Origin of the sequence: Shimia marina (assembly GCF_001458175.1) — a bacterium.
Lineage (GTDB): Bacteria > Pseudomonadota > Alphaproteobacteria > Rhodobacterales > Rhodobacteraceae > Shimia > Shimia marina.
In genome coordinates, this window is sequence record NZ_CYPW01000027.1 from 246,529 (window position 1) to 265,235 (window position 18,707).

General features: G+C 55.7%; 16 protein-coding genes. 3 read left to right on the forward strand and 13 right to left on the reverse strand.

Features of this window, described 5'->3' with window-relative positions; translation table 11 throughout:
- Positions 1–47 precede the first annotated feature (47 nt).
- The 10 genes from SHM7688_RS19905 to guaA form a co-directional block, all read right to left on the reverse strand.
- On the reverse strand, positions 48–3,272 hold the full coding sequence (locus SHM7688_RS19905) for a hypothetical protein (RefSeq protein WP_058240542.1): 3,225 nt from the start codon (positions 3,270–3,272) through the stop codon (positions 48–50).
- Between the two features lie 75 nt (positions 3,273–3,347).
- Positions 3,348–4,445 (reverse strand): AraC family transcriptional regulator, encoded by a 1,098-nt coding sequence (locus SHM7688_RS13925; protein ID WP_199556623.1) that lies wholly within the window; start codon positions 4,443–4,445, stop codon positions 3,348–3,350.
- A 58-nt stretch (positions 4,446–4,503) separates the two neighbouring features.
- Positions 4,504–5,427, reverse strand: a complete 924-nt coding sequence (locus SHM7688_RS13930) for a DMT family transporter (RefSeq protein ID WP_058240544.1) — start codon at positions 5,425–5,427, stop codon at positions 4,504–4,506.
- Positions 5,428–5,531: 104 nt separating this feature from the next.
- On the reverse strand, positions 5,532–6,638 hold the full coding sequence (locus tag SHM7688_RS13935) for an OmpP1/FadL family transporter (protein WP_058240545.1): 1,107 nt from the start codon (positions 6,636–6,638) through the stop codon (positions 5,532–5,534).
- 292 nt (positions 6,639–6,930) lie between these two features.
- Positions 6,931–8,025 (reverse strand): outer membrane protein transport protein, encoded by a 1,095-nt coding sequence (locus SHM7688_RS13940; RefSeq protein WP_144432591.1) that lies wholly within the window; start codon positions 8,023–8,025, stop codon positions 6,931–6,933.
- A 114-nt stretch (positions 8,026–8,139) separates the two neighbouring features.
- Positions 8,140–9,012 (reverse strand): DMT family transporter, encoded by an 873-nt coding sequence (locus SHM7688_RS13945; RefSeq protein WP_058240547.1) that lies wholly within the window; start codon positions 9,010–9,012, stop codon positions 8,140–8,142.
- On the reverse strand, positions 9,009–9,299 hold the full coding sequence (locus SHM7688_RS13950; RefSeq protein WP_058240548.1) for a putative quinol monooxygenase: 291 nt from the start codon (positions 9,297–9,299) through the stop codon (positions 9,009–9,011). Before SHM7688_RS13950 ends, SHM7688_RS13945 begins: the two co-directional genes overlap by 4 nt.
- Before the next feature lie 7 nt (positions 9,300–9,306).
- The gene (locus tag SHM7688_RS13955) at positions 9,307–9,666 is read right to left on the reverse strand and encodes a hypothetical protein (protein ID WP_058240549.1); all 360 of its coding nucleotides are present in this window, start codon (positions 9,664–9,666) and stop codon (positions 9,307–9,309) included.
- Positions 9,667–9,928: 262 nt separating this feature from the next.
- Complete coding sequence (locus SHM7688_RS13960) at positions 9,929–10,309, reverse strand: hypothetical protein (RefSeq protein WP_058240550.1); 381 nt, start codon at positions 10,307–10,309, stop codon at positions 9,929–9,931.
- Positions 10,306–11,865: a glutamine-hydrolyzing GMP synthase gene (gene guaA, locus SHM7688_RS13965; protein ID WP_058240942.1), complete on the reverse strand. Its 1,560-nt coding sequence runs from the start codon at positions 11,863–11,865 to the stop codon at positions 10,306–10,308. The genes SHM7688_RS13960 and guaA overlap by 4 nt, the downstream gene beginning before the upstream one ends.
- A 237-nt stretch (positions 11,866–12,102) precedes the next feature.
- Here guaA and SHM7688_RS13970 point away from each other — a divergent pair, with 237 nt between their 5' ends.
- Positions 12,103–13,653, forward strand: coding sequence for a trimethylamine methyltransferase family protein (locus tag SHM7688_RS13970; protein WP_058240551.1), 1,551 nt, complete (start codon positions 12,103–12,105; stop codon positions 13,651–13,653).
- A gap of 344 nt (positions 13,654–13,997) precedes the next feature.
- On the forward strand, positions 13,998–15,080 hold the full coding sequence (locus SHM7688_RS13975; RefSeq protein ID WP_058240552.1) for a DUF6456 domain-containing protein: 1,083 nt from the start codon (positions 13,998–14,000) through the stop codon (positions 15,078–15,080).
- A gap of 58 nt (positions 15,081–15,138) precedes the next feature.
- Here SHM7688_RS13975 and SHM7688_RS13980 read toward each other — a convergent pair whose 3' ends face one another.
- Positions 15,139–15,687, reverse strand: a complete 549-nt coding sequence (locus tag SHM7688_RS13980; protein WP_058240553.1) for a peroxiredoxin — start codon at positions 15,685–15,687, stop codon at positions 15,139–15,141.
- A gap of 219 nt (positions 15,688–15,906) precedes the next feature.
- On the opposite strand from SHM7688_RS13980, the gene lipA reads away from it, so the two are divergent.
- The gene (gene lipA, locus SHM7688_RS13985; protein ID WP_058240554.1) at positions 15,907–16,857 is read left to right on the forward strand and encodes a lipoyl synthase; all 951 of its coding nucleotides are present in this window, start codon (positions 15,907–15,909) and stop codon (positions 16,855–16,857) included.
- A gap of 88 nt (positions 16,858–16,945) precedes the next feature.
- Here lipA and SHM7688_RS13990 read toward each other — a convergent pair whose 3' ends face one another.
- Positions 16,946–18,484: a trimethylamine methyltransferase family protein gene (locus SHM7688_RS13990; protein WP_058240555.1), complete on the reverse strand. Its 1,539-nt coding sequence runs from the start codon at positions 18,482–18,484 to the stop codon at positions 16,946–16,948.
- 47 nt (positions 18,485–18,531) lie between these two features.
- The gene (locus tag SHM7688_RS20170; protein WP_262975165.1) at positions 18,532–18,663 is read right to left on the reverse strand and encodes a hypothetical protein; all 132 of its coding nucleotides are present in this window, start codon (positions 18,661–18,663) and stop codon (positions 18,532–18,534) included.
- Positions 18,664–18,707 lie beyond the last annotated feature (44 nt).

An 18,707-nucleotide genomic window follows, 5' to 3' on the forward strand; every position in this document is an offset into this window, starting at 1 on the left:
TCGGGACGTTCGTGTCGCGAGAGGGTTCAGGTAAAACCCGCAACGCTTTAGGCCATGAAATCAAACCCGAGGTCGGTGAGCTGGGTCATCAGCGCGCTGTCCTCATCCAAGATTGGATTGTTTGCGGCGGCTTCAAAATTGGCCCGTGTCAGGTCTTCTGCTTGCAGACCCAGCAGGGTGGTGATGTTGCCGCCGTTGCCGAGCACTTCGATTTCAAGGTTGCCATCCACTTCACGAATGTCCAGATGGTCGCTGTTCAACGCATTGAAATCAAAGGTGTCCGCAGCGGGATCGAAGCCCTCGATTTGGGTTTGTGCGCCCCAGTTCCAATCGATTTCGACCCGATCTGCATCGGCACCAAGCACCAGAGTATCGCCCGGGGTTGGCGTGGGTGTGCTGCCACCTGTGGCGCTGTCAGAACCGCCCGTCTCGTTACCATCGTTTCCAGATTCCCCCGTATCGGTAACGCTTGAACCAGTTATGTCGCCTGTGCGGGTCTGGAAGCCATCGGTTGTGGCGCCTGCTGGGGCTTCTGGCGTCAGCAGCACGGTGCGGTCCACCAATGTGACGTCATTCTGGTCAAACCCGAACGGGGTTTCCAGATTGTCTTCCATCACCTGATCAAAGTGGAATTCGACCAATCCGGGGATGAGATCTGCTTTGGTGACACCCGTGAAGGTAAAGCTTTGACCGCTCGGCAGGGTGGAGATCACCAGACCTGCATCGCTGTCTTCCACCGAAAGGCGCTCGCGGGTGCCGAAGTAGAGGAAGCTGATTTTCATCGTGGCTGGGTCGAAATTGTCGATGACCTCGGCGCGGCCGTATTCATGGCTGCGGATATAGACGGTATCATCTTCACGGGGCCCAACGCCCTGTTCCCAAGAGATCACACCCCCCATATCCTGACGGAAGTGTTCGTTCCCGACCACGCCAAAACTGTCGATGGTGACATCCTGATAGGTGACGCCCTGCACGATCTGCGCGGCGTCAGACCATGGGCTGTCGATCACGATCTCGCCTGCCAGCGATTTTGTGACGATCATGCCGTGAACAGATGTGCCGCCAAAATCGAGTTGGTCCACAGACGGGTCAAAATCGGTGATGTCATCAGCGTTGCTGTCGGCCCGGAAAACACGGCCGCCCGCATCGGTGTTGCCGGTCACGTCGGCGGGGTTGGAGCCATCTGCGTCATAGGTCAGCGTGTAGCCGCCCTCTGCCGGGGTTGAGATTTCTGTGCCCAGAACATTGGCAATTTCGTTGAGAACATCCTGATTGTCGGCTGAGAAATTGGCGATTGAAAGGTCGCTTAATCCAAAGCCTGTGAAGATGGTCTGTGTTGTGGTGCCATCTGCGGTGATGGCAATGCGCACGGTCAAACCAAGGGCATCGCCGGATTCTTCGAAGATTTCGAAGTCTGTTGAAGCCACATCGGAGCTGATTTCAATGACGTCGCCCATGGCCGGCATGAAACCATCGATAACCTGCGCCGGACTGTCGTAGGTCAGGGTCACATGCATGTGGGTGTGACCGCCGTGCCCGCCATCTCCACCGCCGTGTCCACCGTCGCCGTGTCCGCCGTCACCATGGCCACCGTCGCTGCCGCCGTCGCCGTTGCCGCCGTGGCCGTTGTCGCCGTCATCTGCGCTGATCAATGTGGCGAGCTCTGCGCGTGCCGTGGCATCCAAGGCGTTGATGTTGGCCGCGTCCAGCATGGCAAGCGTAACACCCTGCAGCGTCAGCGTTTGATTGTTGGATGGTATAGAGATCACCACAGAGCCGCCCACTTCGGCGACCTCCAGTGCGTCTGCCCCGATCCAGTCAAAGAAGAGGGTGTCACTGTTTGGATCAAAATCGGTGATGACTGTGTTAGCCCCATAGGCCCAGGTGATCACGACATCTGCATTGGCTTTGGTGATGGCTGGATTGTTGAAATCTTCGGCAGTTCCCTCTGGTGTTGGCGCAGGATCTGTGCTGCCATCGCCATCGCCATCGCCATCGCCATCGCCATCGCCATCGCCATCGCCATCGCCATCGCCATCGCCATCGCCATCGCCAGATCCGTCCCCATTGCTGGAACCATCACCGCTTCCGTCGCCGTTTCCATCCCCATCACCGGAGCCATCTCCACTGCCAGATCCATCGCCATTGTCGCCAGACCCTGAGCCGCTGCCGTCTCCGATTAGAGCCAGAATTTCTTCTGCGGCGGTGCTGTCCAGAATGGTGAAATTGGCCGCAGACAGATCTGAAAGCGAGACCCCAACAAGGGTGAGAGATTGTTGATTTGAGGGTACGGAGAATGTGGTGGACCCACCAGTTTCGGTGATCTCCAGATCTGCAGCGGAAATCCAATCGACAAAGATGGTGTCACTGGATGGGTCAAAATCGGTGATCTGCGTGTCTGCCCCATAGGACCATGTGATCACGACATCTGCGCTGTCTTTTGTGACATCAGCCGTTCCGCCGGAGCTGTTGCCGCCAGAGGCACCGCCATCCCCGCCGGTGTCGCCCCCTGTATCGCCGCCGCCGGTGTTACCGCCGGGTGTGCCAAGGCCTTCATCCCCAGTTTTGCGATCTTCAAAAAAGGCGATCATATCAGCGACAGACGGACTGTTGTAGCCGCCAAACTGGTCGATGTATTGCAGGATCGAAGTGCCATATTCATCTGTTGAAACCGCGCCGCTGAGCAGAAGGTTCAACGTGCCGTAAGCGCCGCGCAGGTGGGCGGCAGCAAGAATGCCCGTGAGTGTGAGCTCGACTGTCACCGTCGCGCCCGAACCGTCTGTGTAGGTGGTGGTCTGACCAATGAAATCATCCAGATTTTTACCGGCGTTGGTCAGCCCGTTTTCGATGATTTGCAGGTTCAGGCCAAAGGCTTCCTGAATGGCTACGGTCTGCGCCTCTTTGGTCATGAATTCCTCAAGAGAGGTCACGCCATTCTTACCTGTCCAAGTGCCATCCCATGTATTGGTCGATGCGCCGTTGCCATAGAACTGGTCGTCATCGTAATAGCCAAGGTCAATCAGCAAGGCTTCGCCAAACTGAAATCCAACAAAGCCAAGGGAGTTGGTCGAACGATAGGCCATGGCCTCCCATTCACTGTCGCTCAGATCGCCCCAGCTGTTGTAGCCGGGGAAGAAATCGGTGACAGGGCCGCCCGCCCATGTATCGAGCTGCCAGTCCTGAATGACCCCATCGTTGTATCGGTCGCGATCCCAACCTGACTCAAACGCCAGAAGCGCAGAGAGGAAATCGGTGAATGTTCCGTTGGACATTGTGAGTGTGCTTTCGTCTTAGAGTGGATAACCGCACGCTCAACGGCTGTGCGGATTCAGACCCAAGCACGAAACTTATGTTGGCAGGCGGCCATTCTTTTTAGAAATTCCGCCATCGGCAAAAGCTTGCAAATTCTCCCCCTGTATCAGCGGTTTTCTGTCGACCGCTGGAGTACGGCCTGTCCAGCGCCGATAGGCCTGTGTGAAGCTGCTTTGGTCTGAAAAACCACATAAATGTGAGGTTTCAGCAAGCGATAGGTAGGGATCGGCCAGAAAGGCCTGTGCAAGTTTAAATTGCGTATTTGAGACCAATTCTCGGAAACTTGTGCCTTCTTTCAGAAGCCTGCGATTCATTGTGCGCTCAGACAGACCGATTCGTTCTGCCGTATCTGCCGCTTTGGGGCGGCCATGGGCCATGCCGCGCAATAGCTGCTTTTGGACGGTCTCTGCGAGGGAGACGGGGGCTGTATTGGTGGATTGCAACAGCACATCGCCATAGCTTGTCAGATGCCCGAGGAGATGGGCGTCGGCATCGCGAATTGGTGTGTCTAGCATTCGCTTGTCAAAGCGAAGATAGGAATGCTCTGTCTCCAGCTTGACCGAACACCCAAAGATACCTGCAAGTTCAGCCTGACCGTGTTTGCGTAAATGAGCGAAGCCCACTTGTGCGACCAAAACCGACTGATTGGTTGCGGTGCGAAACGCTCCTAATAGGGCAGCCAATGCAAACTCTATCAAATGCGTGTCCAGGGTCAGATCGGGGCCAATACCGTCTACAACCAGATCTACGTGTGATGTGTTCTCAAGAAGGTTTACCCGCGCACGTGGGCGGGTGACCGGGGTAAATTTTTGCACATGACAGAGCGCGTCGTACAGTGTTTGAGAGTTGAACAGAATGTAGGTCAACAGGGCGGTGTTGTGCGGATTGATCGCGGTGCCGATCTCAGCACCTACAAAAGGAGCATTCAGACGCTCTGATAGGAAGTCTAAGACTTTTGTTTCAGCACCTCTCGGTACAGAGGCGCCTATTTCCTGCAATGCTGCTGACGGCAGTTTGGCAGCGGCGAGGGCGTCGGTGGCGTGTTCGGCCACATATGGCAGCGCAAGTACGGAGCGCAGCCAGTGATTGGGCACCTGATCTTTGGTGTCGTTTGTGTACATGAGCGCTTTCATGGCTGCGGCTGATGGATTTGTGGCAAATTGCCAAGCCTGTCGAGCCTTTGCAAGAGCGTCAGCTGTCTCTGGTGGAGCCACGTTTGGCCAACCATCTGCCATCAAGAACGATCAAGCCAATTGCGAGCAGGAGAAAGCCTGCAAAAGCACGGGGCGGCAGAGACTCGTTTAGAAACAAGGCGCCTAGGACAATCGCAAATGGTGGGATCAACAACGTGACCACCAGCAGGTTCCCGCTGCCGGCAGAAGCGAGAATGCGGTAGTAGAGAAGGTATGCGCCTGCGGTGCCAAATACCGCGCCATAGGTGATGGCGGCCCATGTGGCACTGCCCAGAGAAAGTGTGAGCGGGGCTTCGATATAGTGCGCCAGAGGTGTTGCAATCACGGCGGTACAGGTCAGCATGCCGGCGGCTGCGATCAGCGGCGACACGCCTGTGAGATGTTTACGTGCCCATATCCCGGCGAAGCCATAAGACAGCGTTGCTAGCAAGGCTGCGATCTGTGCCAGAGAACGTGGATCAAAGGCGGTCAGGTGCGAAAACCCAATGGCGGTTGCGACGCCGAGAAAGCCCAAAGCCACGCCCATAGTCTTTGTCATTGTCAGGCGTTCATCTGGCAGAAAGAGCGCCGCTAGCAGGATCCCGAAGAAGGCTGTGGCCGCGTTGAAAATGGAGGCCAGCCCACTTTCTACGGTGAGCTGTGCAAAGTTCAGCAGGCTAAAGGGGATTAGATTGTTCAGCAGTCCCATCACGCAAAACACCATCCAGAGGCGCGGGCTGAGGGAGATAGAGGTTTTGCGAAAGATTGCCAGACACCAGAGCAACAGGGCGGCCCAGACTGTCCTGTGGGCCACCAAGGTGATCGGGCCGATTTCAAAAAGCGCGATGCGATTTGAAAAGAACACCCCGCCCCAGAGTGCCGCAAGCAGGATGAGATCACGCCAGCTTTGGGCGGAAAGCGATTTTTGCACAGTATCAGACATGTGTTTTGTCTAAAGCGGTTGCCAGCCCAAGGCACTCCGAAACATGCGCAAAGAAAAACCCCGCCTGTTTGAAGGCGGGGTTTGTGAATGTCGTGGTGCGAAATTTAGAAACGCACACCGACACGTACACCAACGGCCCATAGGTCATTGTCCGTGAAGTCCACGCGCTGACCGCCAGAGGCGGGGATTTCAAAATACTGATCGCCCAATTGCGCGTAAGTCAGACCTGCTGAAAAGTTCAGGTGTTCACTGAGCGCATAGGTGCCGCCCACTGTCAGGCTTTGGTAGCCAGTGGTGGGGGAGAGCAGGGAGGTTGTTGGCTTGGCCGCTTCGGTTTCATAGCCAAGGCTCACCGCGAGTGACAGCTTGTCGGTGATTTCGCGACCAACGCCCAGGCTGTAGGTGAAAATATCGTCGGTGAAATCCACCCAAGTGCCTTGTGGCGTGGTAAGGTTGAAGCCTTCCCAGCCAACCCATTTTACGCTTCCGAAAAGCAGGGTTTTGGGGGCAATGCCGGTCTGGAAATCCAAATTGATGGATTCTGGAAACTCCACATCAAAACTCTGCGCGCTGGCCGGGCCGAATTGGGGCAAGCCTTCGGGGGTAAGCCCCGTCAGAGGTGCGTATGTTGCGTCAAAACCATTGTCAAAGCTGCTCCAGTAGGTGAGCGCGACGCGTAGGGCGATCTCTGGTTTTTCATAAGCAAGACCAACCACGCCGCTCCAGTCAAATTGCGTTTTGCCCTCAAGGAAGCCAGTTGCAAAGGATGGACGCGGAGAAGACAGGATTTCGCCCTCGGTTTTCACGCCACGCAGACCGCCGTGGAGGCTGAAGCCATTGTCAAATTCATATTGCACGAGGCCAAGCAAAGATCGGGAGTTGATTTCAGCAAACCCCGGCACAAAAGGACCGTTGGTGTAGCGCACATGGGCGCCATAGGGCCTGTCGTAAATCAGTGCGACGTCGATTTTATCCGTGATCTCGTGTTTGTAGCTGAAAGAAGGAGTGCTGTAGGTTTCAACCACATCATAGGAGTTTCCCACCGCAGAGGTTCCGTCCACGCGCGGACTCGTGGTGATGAATGTCACCTGAAGATAGTCGCCTTCTTCAAAGAGGATGTTGACCCCCTGTCCTGAGCGATCAAGGCCCCCTGCTTGTGCCACTCCTCCAACCATTGCAAAGGCAATGGCTCCCTTAAGTGCTTGCTTCATGGTTCTGTCCCGTTGAAATTTTTATTTCTGAAGCAGATAGATACAAGGTGACGCGGAGGTCAACGATGACTTCGGGCTGGGAAAGGCATGACCTCGCGTTACGTGATCGCGCTGCACAGCAGATACCAAAGTGCTGAATTTTTTAATGATAGCAGATGTGTGTCGTGGCTATCGTGACTGAGCCGTCCGAGTCCGTTGCCGGCTTAATTCAAGTTTTGAAAGTTGAGTTTCAAACGGTCTAAAAGAAAAGCCCCACCGTGGGGTGGGGCTTTGAAATTGAGCGATTTTTCTATCAGAAGTGGAAACCGATCCGGACGCCAAAACCGATGGCATCGCTGTCTTGATAATCGTACCGGCTTCCTGGAGGAAATGGCGCACTCGGAGACAAAAACTGGTCTCCAAGTTTCGCATAGGTGATACCAGCCGACAACGATACTTCTTCGTCCAACTGATAGGTGCCAGCGATACCAATGCTCTTGGAGCCTGTGGATGGGCTGAGCGCGGTGTTTGTGGGCCGTGTGCCTGGCTCTTCGTATCCGAAGCGCAGCGCAAGTGACAGCTTATCATTGATCCGGCGTGCAATACCGAGGTTGTACGTGGTTACATCATCTTGGAAGTTGACCCAGGGGGCTGGTTCCTCTGCAGTGGTTACATTAGTGCCTGCGAGACCAACCCAGCGGATTGAGCCAAACACCAATGTATTTGCCGCGACGCCGGTTTGAAAATCCAAGTTTACGCTTTCAGGGAAATCCACGGTCAGATCGCGTGCGTCTGGATTGCTGCCGTCGCGCTCGGCGCGTGTACCAGACAGGTCTGACGAAATCTCGCTATTGTAGGTAAGAGCGACACGCAGGGCGATTTCAGGCTTTTCGTAGGCAATGCCCACGACACCGCCAATGTCAACCTTACTACTGACATCCAGCTCACCCAAAGCACTATTGATAATTCCGTCAACTTCTAGAAGGCGGATACCGCCGTGAACGCTGAAGCCGTTGCCAAGTTGATACTGAAGCAAGCCGGTGAGTGCGTTGGTGTTGACCTCTGCCATGCCGCCTGAGAGCAAGTTGCCATTGAGCCCGTAATCCACATGCGCCCCAAAGGGGTTGTCATAGATTACAGCAATATCCAGCTTGTCGTTGACTTCATGTTTATAACCTAACGAAAAATCCGAGTAGGTTTGCGCAATGTCAAATGCACTTGGTGTCGGCGCGATGGGCCCACCAGGTACGGCATCTACACTCGGATTGATAACGCTGAACGTGATCTGGGCAAAGTTGCCCTCTTCAAAGAGAATGTTAACGCCTTGACCAGAACGGTCAATTCCTCCGGCGTATGATGCTCCTCCAACCATCGCAAGCGCGGTGGCTCCCATAAGCATATTTTTCATGTTTTGTTTGTCCCGTGTTCCTATTGGTTGTTATTTTGTTTCTTTCACAAGGCTATTCGCGCAGCTTTGGTTAAGTCAACGTGCGTGGTAAGTTTGTGTGCACATGACTTTGCGTCAGTTTTGCGCACGATCCAAGCGCAATTGCGCCAGTATGTTCAAGTAATTACCAGCAAAAATTATCCCGGCGCCGAGCAGAACCCAGATATCTATCATTTCGCCATAGAGTGTCATTCCTACAACAGCAATCAGCGGGAGCCTGATGAAATCGATGGGCATGACAACCGATGCGGGCGCGAGTCGGAGAGCTGTCGTGAGGCAGAAATGCGCAACGAGACCTGCGCAGGCGATCAGCAAGATCCACGGGGCAGAGACCGCGGAAGGCAGTGCAATGTCGCCATCAAAACCTGCAAAAATCACGCCAAAGCCTGCCTGCATCACGGTCAGGTAGAAGAGTATGCAGGTGATGCTTTCGCTGCGGGTGAGCTTGCGTGTAAACAGCGCTGAAAGCGCAAAGCCGATCGCGGCGGTTGCGGCGCTAAGCTGACCGATATCAAGCGCCTGCGGATTTGGGCGGGCAACGATCAGGATGCCGATGAAACCGATCATCGCGCCCAGCAAGCCAATTTTGCGAAGGCGTTCTCCCAGTATCAGCGGGGTGAGTAGAATGGCCCAGATTGGTGATGTAAACTCGAGCGCGAACACCTGTGCCAATGGGATGGCTGTGAGTGCGTAAAACCAGAGATTTTGCCCGGCAAAATGACTGAGATTGCGCACGAAGTGAAGGCCGAGGTGGCGGCGTGTCACCTGATGCAGACTTCCTGTCATATGCGCAGCAGCGCAGACCACCAAAATGCCAACAATGCTGCGATACATCATTATTTCGAAGGTATCGAGTTCAAAGCTCACGGCACGGCCTGCGACCGCCATTGCGGTGAAAGACAGGATTGCGCCGCTCATCCAAAAAGCGGCTTTCAGAGTGGCGTTCACACCGGTACCTCTGTGATCTGGTAGTGACGGGGAATTCTGGCGGTGACGTCTGCCCAGTCTGAGGCGGCTGCACGGGCTTGATGCGCGTCAAAGGCGGACTGATCCACGAAGAGTTCACAGACATTGTAACGCCCGGCGATCGTGATATCCGGGGTCACGTCAAAGAACAGACATCCGGGTTCTGCGCGGGTGAGTGCGATGTGGGCAGGCAGTGCTGCTGCGACGGCATCTAGGCGGTGTGAAGGCACATTAATATGGCCGATGAGGCGGATGTTTGGCGCGGGCATGGGGAGGTCATTCCGCAATGGTACAACAGCCGTGGGTCAGCTGTTCGTTTGTCAGAAGCACAAAGGACAATGGGAAGGTGCCGCCGGCAGAGTCACATGTGGCTGGCTGCACGACGATCGTGGCCTGCGTTCCGGTGATGCTGAGCCCCCAAGCAGAGGGGAAGCCTTCGTGCTCTTGATCCATAAGTACCGCCACGCCTGTCGTGCGCTTATCGTCTCTCCGCCAGATTTGAGCAGATGGGCCAGCAATACCCAGGAAGATGTCGCCATTCACGCCTTCACAGGCCAGTGAAGTGGACGTTGCCTGCGCGCTTATGATGCTTGGGCAGAGCAGCGCGCTTGCGGTGATTGCTGTTGTTAACTTCATAACCATTCCTCCCAGCAAAGTTGTTGCGCAGCTTGGGCGGACATGGAAGCGGAAACTTGCACCAAAGAAGCATTATCCAATAAATCTACAATGCTTGAAACCAGTCATATAGGCCAGTCTCAGTCCCTGAGTGGGGGAAGCTCCCTCCTAATGGTGAGGGCCGTATATATGGGTGGGGCTGGTCGGCTTCGCCTCCAGAGAGATGAAGGAGATCGCAGGAGGCAGGTTTTGGGGATGCCTATGGTTCGATGGCGCGCAAAATCTATGCCGCGAGCAGCATCACAAGCAACCTCTGATGGGTGGGATCAAACCAGAAATGCCACTCTTCCTGGCTTTCGTTGACATACCAAAGGGCATCACCTCTTTGGATTGCTGCACGCCATGTTTCGCGTTCTTCACCTTCAACGCAGTTCAGGAAGGAAGAAGAATAAAGAGCTTTAAGAGGTTCAAAAAGGGAAAGCACGTCTTCGTTAGCAAGATCAACCCGGAAGGTAGCACGCTGGCAGATTGACGACTTTGCATCGCTGCTTTCCAGCTTAACGATGCTGAAGCCTGCGGGCACTTGTGCGCCCAAGCGGTCAATGCCCGATTTGCATCCTGCCAAAGCGAGAGCTGTGCAGGATGCAAGCAGAGTGTGCTTCACTCCCACTCAATCGTGCCCGGAGGCTTGGAGGTGATGTCGTAGGTGCAGCGATTGATGCCTTTGACCTCGTTGATGATCCGTGTGGCGGTCTCGCCGAGGAACTCATGGCTGAACGGGTAGTAATCCGCTGTCATACCGTCCACCGAGGTTACCGCGCGCAGGGCGCAGGCGTAATCGTAGGTGCGGCCGTCGCCCATCACGCCAACGGTGCGCACAGGCAGGATGGCCACGAAAGCCTGCCAGATCTCGTCATAGAGACCGTGCTTGCGGATCTGGTCGATATAAACCGCATCGGCTTCGCGCAGGATGTCGAGTTTTTCGCGGGTGATTTCGCCGGGGCAGCGGATGGCAAGGCCCGGCCCCGGGAAGGGGTGGCGGCCAATGAAGCTTTGCGGCAGGCCCAACTCGCGGCCCAGAGCACGGACTTCGTCCTTGAAAAGCTCGCGCAGCGGCTCCACCAGTTTGAGGCCCATTTTCTCTGGCAGGCCGCCCACATTGTGGTGGCTCTTGATGGTCACAGAAGGACCGCCAGAGAAGCTGACGCTTTCGATTACATCGGGATACAGCGTGCCCTGCGCCAGGAACTCGGCGCCGTCGATGGTGTCGGCGTGTTTCTGGAACACGTCGATGAAGAGTTTGCCGATGATCTTGCGCTTGGTTTCCGGATCGGACTGGCCGTCGAGCTCGCCAAGGAAGAGCTCCTGCTCGTCGGCGTGGATGAGCTGCATGTTGTAGTTGTCACGGAACATGGTGACAACTTCCTCTGCCTCGCCTTTGCGCAGCAGGCCGTGATCCACAAACACACAGGTGAGCTGATCGCCGATGGCTTCATGAATGAGCACCGCAGCCACGGAGCTGTCCACACCGCCGGACAGGCCACAGATGACTTTCTTGTCGCCAACCTGAGCGCGGATCGCCTCAACCATCTGTTCGCGGTAGGCGCCCATGGTCCAGTCGCCGGAGAAGCCGGCGATTTTTACGAAGTTCTCATAGAGTTTCGCGCCATTGGGGGTGTGGTGCACTTCGGGGTGGAACTGCACCGCGTAGAAATGGCGAGAGGTGTCCGCTGTGATCGCAAAAGGCGCGTTGGGCGAGGTGCCATAGACCTCAAAGCCCGGAGCGATTTCGCTCACGTGGTCGCCGTGGCTCATCCAGACCTGCTCGTCGCCCTCGGCAAACCAGCCATCCAGAATATCGAGCTTGTTTTGCGGGGTCACATAGGCGCGGCCAAATTCGGCGGTGCCATGGCCGCTTTCCACTTTGCCGCCCAGCTGGGTCATCATGGTCTGCTGCCCGTAGCAGATGCCAAGGATCGGCACGCCGTAGTCAAATATCTCCTGTGGTGCACGTGGGGAGCCTTCGCGGGTCACGCTGTCTGGGCCACCGGAGAAGATCACGGCCTTTGGTGCGAAGTCGCGCACGAAGTCCATGTCAACATTCTGATAGGGGTGAATTTCGCAGTAGACGCTCAGCTCGCGCAGGCGCCGCGCGATCAGCTGCGTTACCTGGCTGCCAAAGTCAATGATGAGAAGGCGGTCATGGGATGTCTGGGTCATGGCGTTCGCATAGAAGACACAGGGGATTTGCGCAAGATGGTTCCCGCATATGCGGTGTTTTTCCGTTCTGCGTGACGGCATGTCGTTTGCTTGAAGGACTCGAACCATAACAAAATGTTGCGTAAAGGGGCTGCGTAATGTCGCATTTATGTGTCAAAGGCCGCTATCTAGCTGCAGAGCGCCGGATCGGCTTGTTACACCAAATATAGAAAACGCATCAGCCTGTGAGGACGAGATATGGCAGAAGCATCGGCAAGACGCCGCGGACGTGGTGGTGGGGGCGCTGCGCGGCGCGCGGCCCGCACAGGTGTAAAAATCGAAGCGGCAAAGTACATCGAGAGAAACATCCCGCTGACAGAGATTCTGAACGAAGAGGCGCTTGAGATCATCGAGCGCAACGCAGACATTCTCCTGGAAGAGGTTGGCGTTAACTTCGTGAACAACAAAGCCGCACTGGACCGTTGGAAAGAAGCGGGCGCCGATGTGGATTATGACGCGGAGCGCGTACGCATCCCACGTGGCATGGCGCGTGAGCTTTGCAAAACGGCCCCTTCGCGGATCATTCAGCACGCGCGCAACCCTGAGCGTAATGTTGAGATTGGTGGCAACACGCTGGTCTGTGCACCTGTTTACGGTCCCCCCTTTGTGCGGGATGCCGAAGGCGGACGCCGCTATGCGACGATGGCGGATTTCGAAAAATTCGTGAAGCTGGGCTATATGTCCAAATGGCTGCACCACTCTGGTGGCACGGTTTGCGAACCGACCGATGTTCCGGTGAACAAACGTCACCTCGACATGCTTCTGGCGCATATGACTCTGTCAGACAAGCCCTTCATGGGGTCGGTGACCGAGCCCAGCCGTGCGCAGGACAGTGTGGAAATGTGCGAAATCCTCTTTGGTAAGGAATTCGTGCAGGAAAACACTGTGATGACCTCGCTCATCAACGTGAACTCCCCCATGACGTTTGACGACATCATGATGGGTGCGCTGGAAGTTTATGCCAAGAACAACCAAGCCTGCATCGTGTCTCCGTTCATTGTGGGCGGTGCAATGGCTCCGGTCAGCGTGGTCGGCACTCTGACGCAGGTTCTGGCAGAAGTGACGGCAGGTATTGCCTACAGCCAGTTGATCCGCCCGGGCGCGCCTGTGATCTTTGGGGCGTTTGTGACGTCGATTGACATGAACTCCGGTGCGCCAACTTTCGGGACGCCCGAAGCGAGCCAGATCCTTTATGGCGCGGGGCAGCTTGCCCGCCGCATGGGGCTGCCTTTCCGCTCTGGTGGTGGTCTCTGTGGATCGAAACTGCCAGATGCTCAGGCGGCCTATGAAACTGCGCACACACATAATGCTGTGCTCAATGGTGGCGTGAACTTCATGCTGCACAGCTGTGGTTGGCTGGAAGGTGGTCTCGTATCGAGCTTCGAAAAGTTTGTCATGGATGCGGATCAGCTGGGTGTGTTGCATAAACTGGCTGCCGGCGTTGCCTATGACGAGAATGCGCAAGCGATGGATGCTGTGCGTGAGGTTGGTCCTGGTGGGCACTATCTGGGCTGTGCCCACACACAGGCGAACTTCAAAGATGCCTTCTGGCGTTCTGATTTGCTGGATTACAAGCCGTTTGAAACTTGGGAAGATGAAGGCGCGCGCGACACACAGGCGCTGGCGGCAGCCCGGGTGGCGGAACTGCTGGGTGCCTATGAAGCACCGCCGCTGGATCCTGAGGTCGAAGCGCGTTTGCGTGCCTATGTGGAAGAGAAGAAAGCTTCCATGCCGGATGCTTTCGTCTAAGGTCCCTTAAAAAAATGTTGAGTGAGGCCCGCCCTGTGCGGGCCTTTTTCATTTTGGATCGCAGCTGTCTGAACTCCTGCGACCAGAGGTTTGGGTACAGAAGAATCAACGTATTTATGTGCGATGCGTATAAGAGCACACTTTTAGCGACTGTTGCGCCCGTATCGGTTCAGCGCACGGGCGTACATGACACTGTTCACCAATTTGCAACAAACCTTATCGGGCGCCAGCAGAAAGCTGGCCGCTTACACAGCCGACAGGGGCTGTGCAAAGCTTTCTGGATAAGTCTGTGGATAACACAGGCAGAGAGTTTGACGTAAATAAGTGGTAAGGAGTGATGTGTTATGCCGAGTGAAAGAGGTGCTCAAGAGTTTCCCAATTGGCTCCCCCGGAGTGTCGCCCGCTATGTGGCGCATACGGAGGAGGGGGTTTCTATAAGGGAATTGGCGCGACGTGACGGATGTCATGCATCTACGGTGATGCGCCAAATTCGCAAGTTGGAGACGATGCGGGATGATCCTCTGGTGGATGCCGCTCTGGAGCGGTTTCGGCTAAACAGCAGCGCTTCTGCTGACGTCGGTTTCGGAGAAACGGACGGGTGTGTTTCACAAATGCCAAAAGAAGACGTGCTGCGCTCGGAAGGGCGGCGCATTTTGAGCAGGCTTTCTCAACGCGGTGCGATTTTGGCAGTGGCAAAGGAGATGGAAAACGCGGTGGTGATGTACCGGGACGGTACGCGAGCGGCGGTCGTAACACGGCATATTGCGCAGGCAATGGCGTTGAAGGGTTGGATACGCTGCTCGATGTCAGGCCGTGTGTCACGTTACACCATCACACCCAGAGGGCGAACGGAGTTGGGCCGTATGTTGGCCAACGCCGAAAATACGGCGCAGAGTTTCGGGGATGGGCCTATCGCGTTTTCTGCGCAGCGTCAGCGCGCAACATCAGACAACATGACTGCCATGCCGCGGATGCGCAAAGCGCGATTTTCGACCGCTGACAGCCCGTTGACGATTTTGGCGCGCTTGCGTGACAAGGATGGCAAGATGTTCCTTGGTTCGGACCTTGTGATGGCAGGGGAACGTTTGCGGGAAGACTTTGAATTGGCTCAGATGGCCCCGGTGGAGAGCACAAAGTGGAAACGCTTCTTACAGGCGCCGGGAGAGCTTAGCTATGAAGCGCAGGGGAAGGCGGAAAATAGCGCAGAGACGGCACGTAGGCGTGTTGCGACGGTGTTTGGAGAGCTTGGTCCGGGTTTGAGTGATATTGCTTTGCGGTGCTGCTGTTACCTGGAAGGATTGGAAGTGGTTGAAAAGCGTCTGGGGTGGTCGGCGCGGTCTGGCAAGATTGTATTGCGGATCGCTTTGACCCGTTTGCGGGATCATTACCGGGCAGAGGCCGGCGGTGCTGGGGACTACATTGGCTGATGCCTGTACAAAAAAGCCCGCCTAAAAGGCGGGCTTCGTCATTCAGGAGCGGGGCTGCTTATGCTGCGGATTCAACATTTGCAGCTTCAAGGTACTTCAGCAGGTTCTCTGGGGAGCTCTCGCCATACGGGTCTTCGCCGTGGTTGTCTTCCAGACCTGGTTCCTCGAACCATGCTTCTACTACGCCGTCATTGATGATGGCGGCATAGCGCCAAGAGCGCAGACCGAAACCAAGGTTGTCCTTGCGTACCAACATGCCGACTTTACGGGTGAATTCGCCGGAACCATCAGGGATCACGTCGACGTTGTTTACGCCTTGTGCTTCCGCCCATTTGTTCATGACGAAGCTGTCGTTGACGGACATGCAGTAGATGTTTTCGACGCCAAGCTCTTGGAATTTTGCGAAGTTTTCTTCAAAGCCTGGAAGCTGGTAGGTGGAGCAGGTTGGGGTGAACGCACCTGGCAAAGAGAACAGGATGACGCGTTTACCTTTGAAGTAATCTGCGCTGGTCATATCCTGCCAGCGGAAAGGGTTCGGGCCACCAACGGCCTCATCACGAACGCGAGTTTTAAAGACAACGTTAGGGACTTTTGCGCCAACTTGCATGGATGTGTTCCTCAATCAGAAGGGTTGTTGCAGTGACCTATAATGATTCTAAATTTGGGCGCAATGCTGCATTTGCAAAACAGGATTAAGAACACATCCCTGTGCCGCTTTTTCACCATTTCTCCATCAAATGCATATCTGCTTTGCGTTTCTGGTAGTGGCGGGCATTTTGCCTTATGTTAGACAACGGAAACCAGACGTGGTCGGGAGGACCCAAAGTTGCGTGATCTGAAGCTGCCAGAGCAGCGCCATCCTGAGAAGGCGCATCGCAAAGACAATGCTCAGCCCAAAAAGCCGAAGTGGATTCGTGTAAAGGCCCCTACAGGGGAAGGCTATAACGCCACCAAGAAGATCATGCGCGAAAACAAGCTCGTGACCGTGTGCGAAGAGGCCGGTTGCCCGAATGCCGGGGAATGCTGGAGCCAAGGACATGCGACCATGATGATCATGGGCGAGATTTGTACCCGCGGTTGCACCTTCTGTAATATTGCCACAGGGAAACCGGATGGGCTGGATGCGTTTGAGCCGGGGCGCGTGGCCATGGCGGTGCAGAAGCTGGGCTTGAACCATGTTGTGATTACTTCGGTGGATCGTGATGATCTGGATGACGGGGGTGCGGAGCATTTCGCGCAAACCATCCGCGCCGTACGGCACCGCTCTCCCAAGACCACCATCGAAATTCTGACGCCTGACTTTCTGAAAGCCAAACCGGGCGCATTGGAAATCGTCGTGGAAGCCAAGCCGGATGTGTTCAACCATAATCTGGAAACCGTGCCGGGTCTCTATCTGGAAGTGCGTCCGGGTGCGCGGTATTTCCATTCTCTGCGCCTTTTGCAGCGCGTGAAAGAGTTGGATCCTTCGATCTTCACCAAATCAGGCATCATGGTTGGACTTGGAGAAAAAGCACCTGAGGTGAAGCAGGTGATGGACGACATGCGCGCAGCGGATGTGGATTTTCTCACCATCGGCCAGTATTTGCAGCCCACACCGAAGCACCATGGTGTTGACCGCTTTGTCACGCCGGAAGAGTTTGAGAGCTATGAAAAATCGGCCTATGGCAAGGGCTTCTTAATGGTGTCCGCCACGCCTTTGACGCGCTCATCGTACCATGCCGGTGACGACTTTGCGCGCCTGCGTGATGCACGCGAAGCGCAGTTGGCCAAAGGCTGACGCGGTGCTTTAACCAACGCATCGTAATTGCCAAAAAACTGATCTTGTTCAAAGGCGCCTCTTCTGAAAGGAGGCGCCTTTGTTGCATTTAGGGCTGTAGGTGGATGTTGAAGCGTGCGCGCAGCGCCTGATCTAAGTCCGGAGCAAAGCGCGCGCTGGCGGGCGTGGACAGGATTTCTTCTTTACGGGCCTTGGCTTTGGCAATCAGATCGGGCTTGCCGACTTCGGCCCATTCCTTGGGGGAGGTGCGGTCGCCGAAGGTTGGGTAGACATGATCTTTTTGCATGCGGCTCAGAGTGGCGTCTGTGCCCAGATAATGGCCCGGGCCGCCAACACAGACACTGCGGATTTCCTCTAGGGCAAGTGTTGCGTCATCCACTTCTATGCCACGGACACAACGTTGCGCTTGACCGATGAGGTCATCGCCAAGGATCAGGCTTTCGTGGCAGAAGCCGAGGAGGGAGGCGTGCATGCCAGCAGCCTCGTAGACCATATTAAGTCCCGACAGACCAGCCATCACATTGGAGCACATCTGCTCCCATCCGGCCTGCATATCCGGCAGTTTGCTGTCGCTGGCCCCTGCGGCCGCGCCGCCCGGTAGACCATAAAATTTGTGCATCTGTGCGCATCCTGCCGACAAGAGCGCCTGTTCTCCTGACCCGACACTCATGGCGCCTGTGCGCAGATCCAGCCCGAAAGGCCAGGTGCCGAAAATGGCAGGATGCCCTGGTTTGATCGCATTGACATAGACCATGCCTGCAAGACATTCCGCTGTTGCTTGAACAATGGCCCCTGCGATTGTGGAAGGCGCGGTCGCACCTGCCATTCCCGCAGACAGCAGAAGCACAGGCATGCCGCCGCGAATGCAGGCTTCCATCACTTCGCAGCTTTCGGTCGCAAATTTCATTGGGGGCACAACGAAGCAGTTGGTGTTGCTAACAAAGGGACGGTCGCGCCAAGCCTGTTCTCCCCCTGCAATCATATGCAGCATCTCCAGCGCGTCCGGCACAAAGGCAGGATCGGTGAAAGACACCCCGATATGTTTGGTTGTGCCTGAACTACAGGCGTAAATGGAGTTGAGATCCATTTCTTTGTTATCTGTCACATCCCGCGCCACCATGGGGCGTTGCAGGAAGTGAATGTTGTCCAACTGATGCGCGATGCGCGCTGCATCATGCAGATCTTGCAAGGTGCTATCGCGATAGTCGTTGGTGTCTATGTCCACCATATGGACCGCAGCCCCTGCGGTGCCGTAGTGCACGCGATGGCCGTTGAGCTGCAGATCATATTGTGTATCGCGGCCGCATAGCGTGATATCTTTGCAGGCTTTGGCAAGCATGTCTTCGACAAGAGCACGCGGAAAGCGCAGGCGACCGTCTTCTCCAAGAATGGCGCCGGCGCTTGTCATGATGTCAATGCCGCTCTGGGGCGCATCAATGAGGCCGATCTGCTCCAAGGCTGTGAGCGCGGTTTCATGGATTCGCAATACATCTTGATCAGAGAGTGGTTTGTAGTGTCCGCCTTGCATGCCAGCGCGGATGGGGCGGATGTCTTGGGTCAAAGGCGCGGCGCGAGAGGCGCGGCGTGCGGCTCTGCCACCTGAGCGGCGAGGGGATTGGGCGTTCATAGAGTTAGTTCCTGTGATTTCTGTCAAAAACGGAAGTTTTTTAGAAATCACGGACGCCCGCGTGCGGCGCGGCCACGTTCCGCGCCGATGGTGAGGATCACCAGTTGAATTTTACTGCGTGTGCCCTGCATGGTCTCTCCCTTGCAGGGCAGTCTGCGACTCGCTTGACGATACGTCATGTCTGTTTGCGACACATGTCGCATTTGAGATGATTTGCGACGTA

Coding starts and splice junctions, on each gene's coding strand:
- SHM7688_RS13935 (WP_058240545.1), bottom strand. CDS start 6,638: ATGAAGCAAGCACTTAAGGGAGCCATTGCCTTTGCAATGGTTGGAGGA.
- SHM7688_RS13970 (WP_058240551.1), top strand. CDS start 12,103: ATGGCAGAAGCATCGGCAAGACGCCGCGGACGTGGTGGTGGGGGCGCT.
- SHM7688_RS13955 (WP_058240549.1), bottom strand. CDS start 9,666: ATGAAGTTAACAACAGCAATCACCGCAAGCGCGCTGCTCTGCCCAAGC.
- guaA (WP_058240942.1), bottom strand. CDS start 11,865: ATGACCCAGACATCCCATGACCGCCTTCTCATCATTGACTTTGGCAGC.
- SHM7688_RS13940 (WP_144432591.1), bottom strand. CDS start 8,025: ATGAAAAATATGCTTATGGGAGCCACCGCGCTTGCGATGGTTGGAGGA.
- SHM7688_RS13980 (WP_058240553.1), bottom strand. CDS start 15,687: ATGCAAGTTGGCGCAAAAGTCCCTAACGTTGTCTTTAAAACTCGCGTT.
- SHM7688_RS13950 (WP_058240548.1), bottom strand. CDS start 9,299: ATGCCCGCGCCAAACATCCGCCTCATCGGCCATATTAATGTGCCTTCA.
- SHM7688_RS20170 (WP_262975165.1), bottom strand. CDS start 18,663: ATGACGTATCGTCAAGCGAGTCGCAGACTGCCCTGCAAGGGAGAGACC.
- SHM7688_RS13930 (WP_058240544.1), bottom strand. CDS start 5,427: ATGTCTGATACTGTGCAAAAATCGCTTTCCGCCCAAAGCTGGCGTGAT.
- SHM7688_RS19905 (WP_058240542.1), bottom strand. CDS start 3,272: ATGTCCAACGGAACATTCACCGATTTCCTCTCTGCGCTTCTGGCGTTT.
- SHM7688_RS13975 (WP_058240552.1), top strand. CDS start 13,998: ATGCCGAGTGAAAGAGGTGCTCAAGAGTTTCCCAATTGGCTCCCCCGG.
- SHM7688_RS13925 (WP_199556623.1), bottom strand. CDS start 4,445: ATGAAAGCGCTCATGTACACAAACGACACCAAAGATCAGGTGCCCAAT.
- SHM7688_RS13990 (WP_058240555.1), bottom strand. CDS start 18,484: ATGAACGCCCAATCCCCTCGCCGCTCAGGTGGCAGAGCCGCACGCCGC.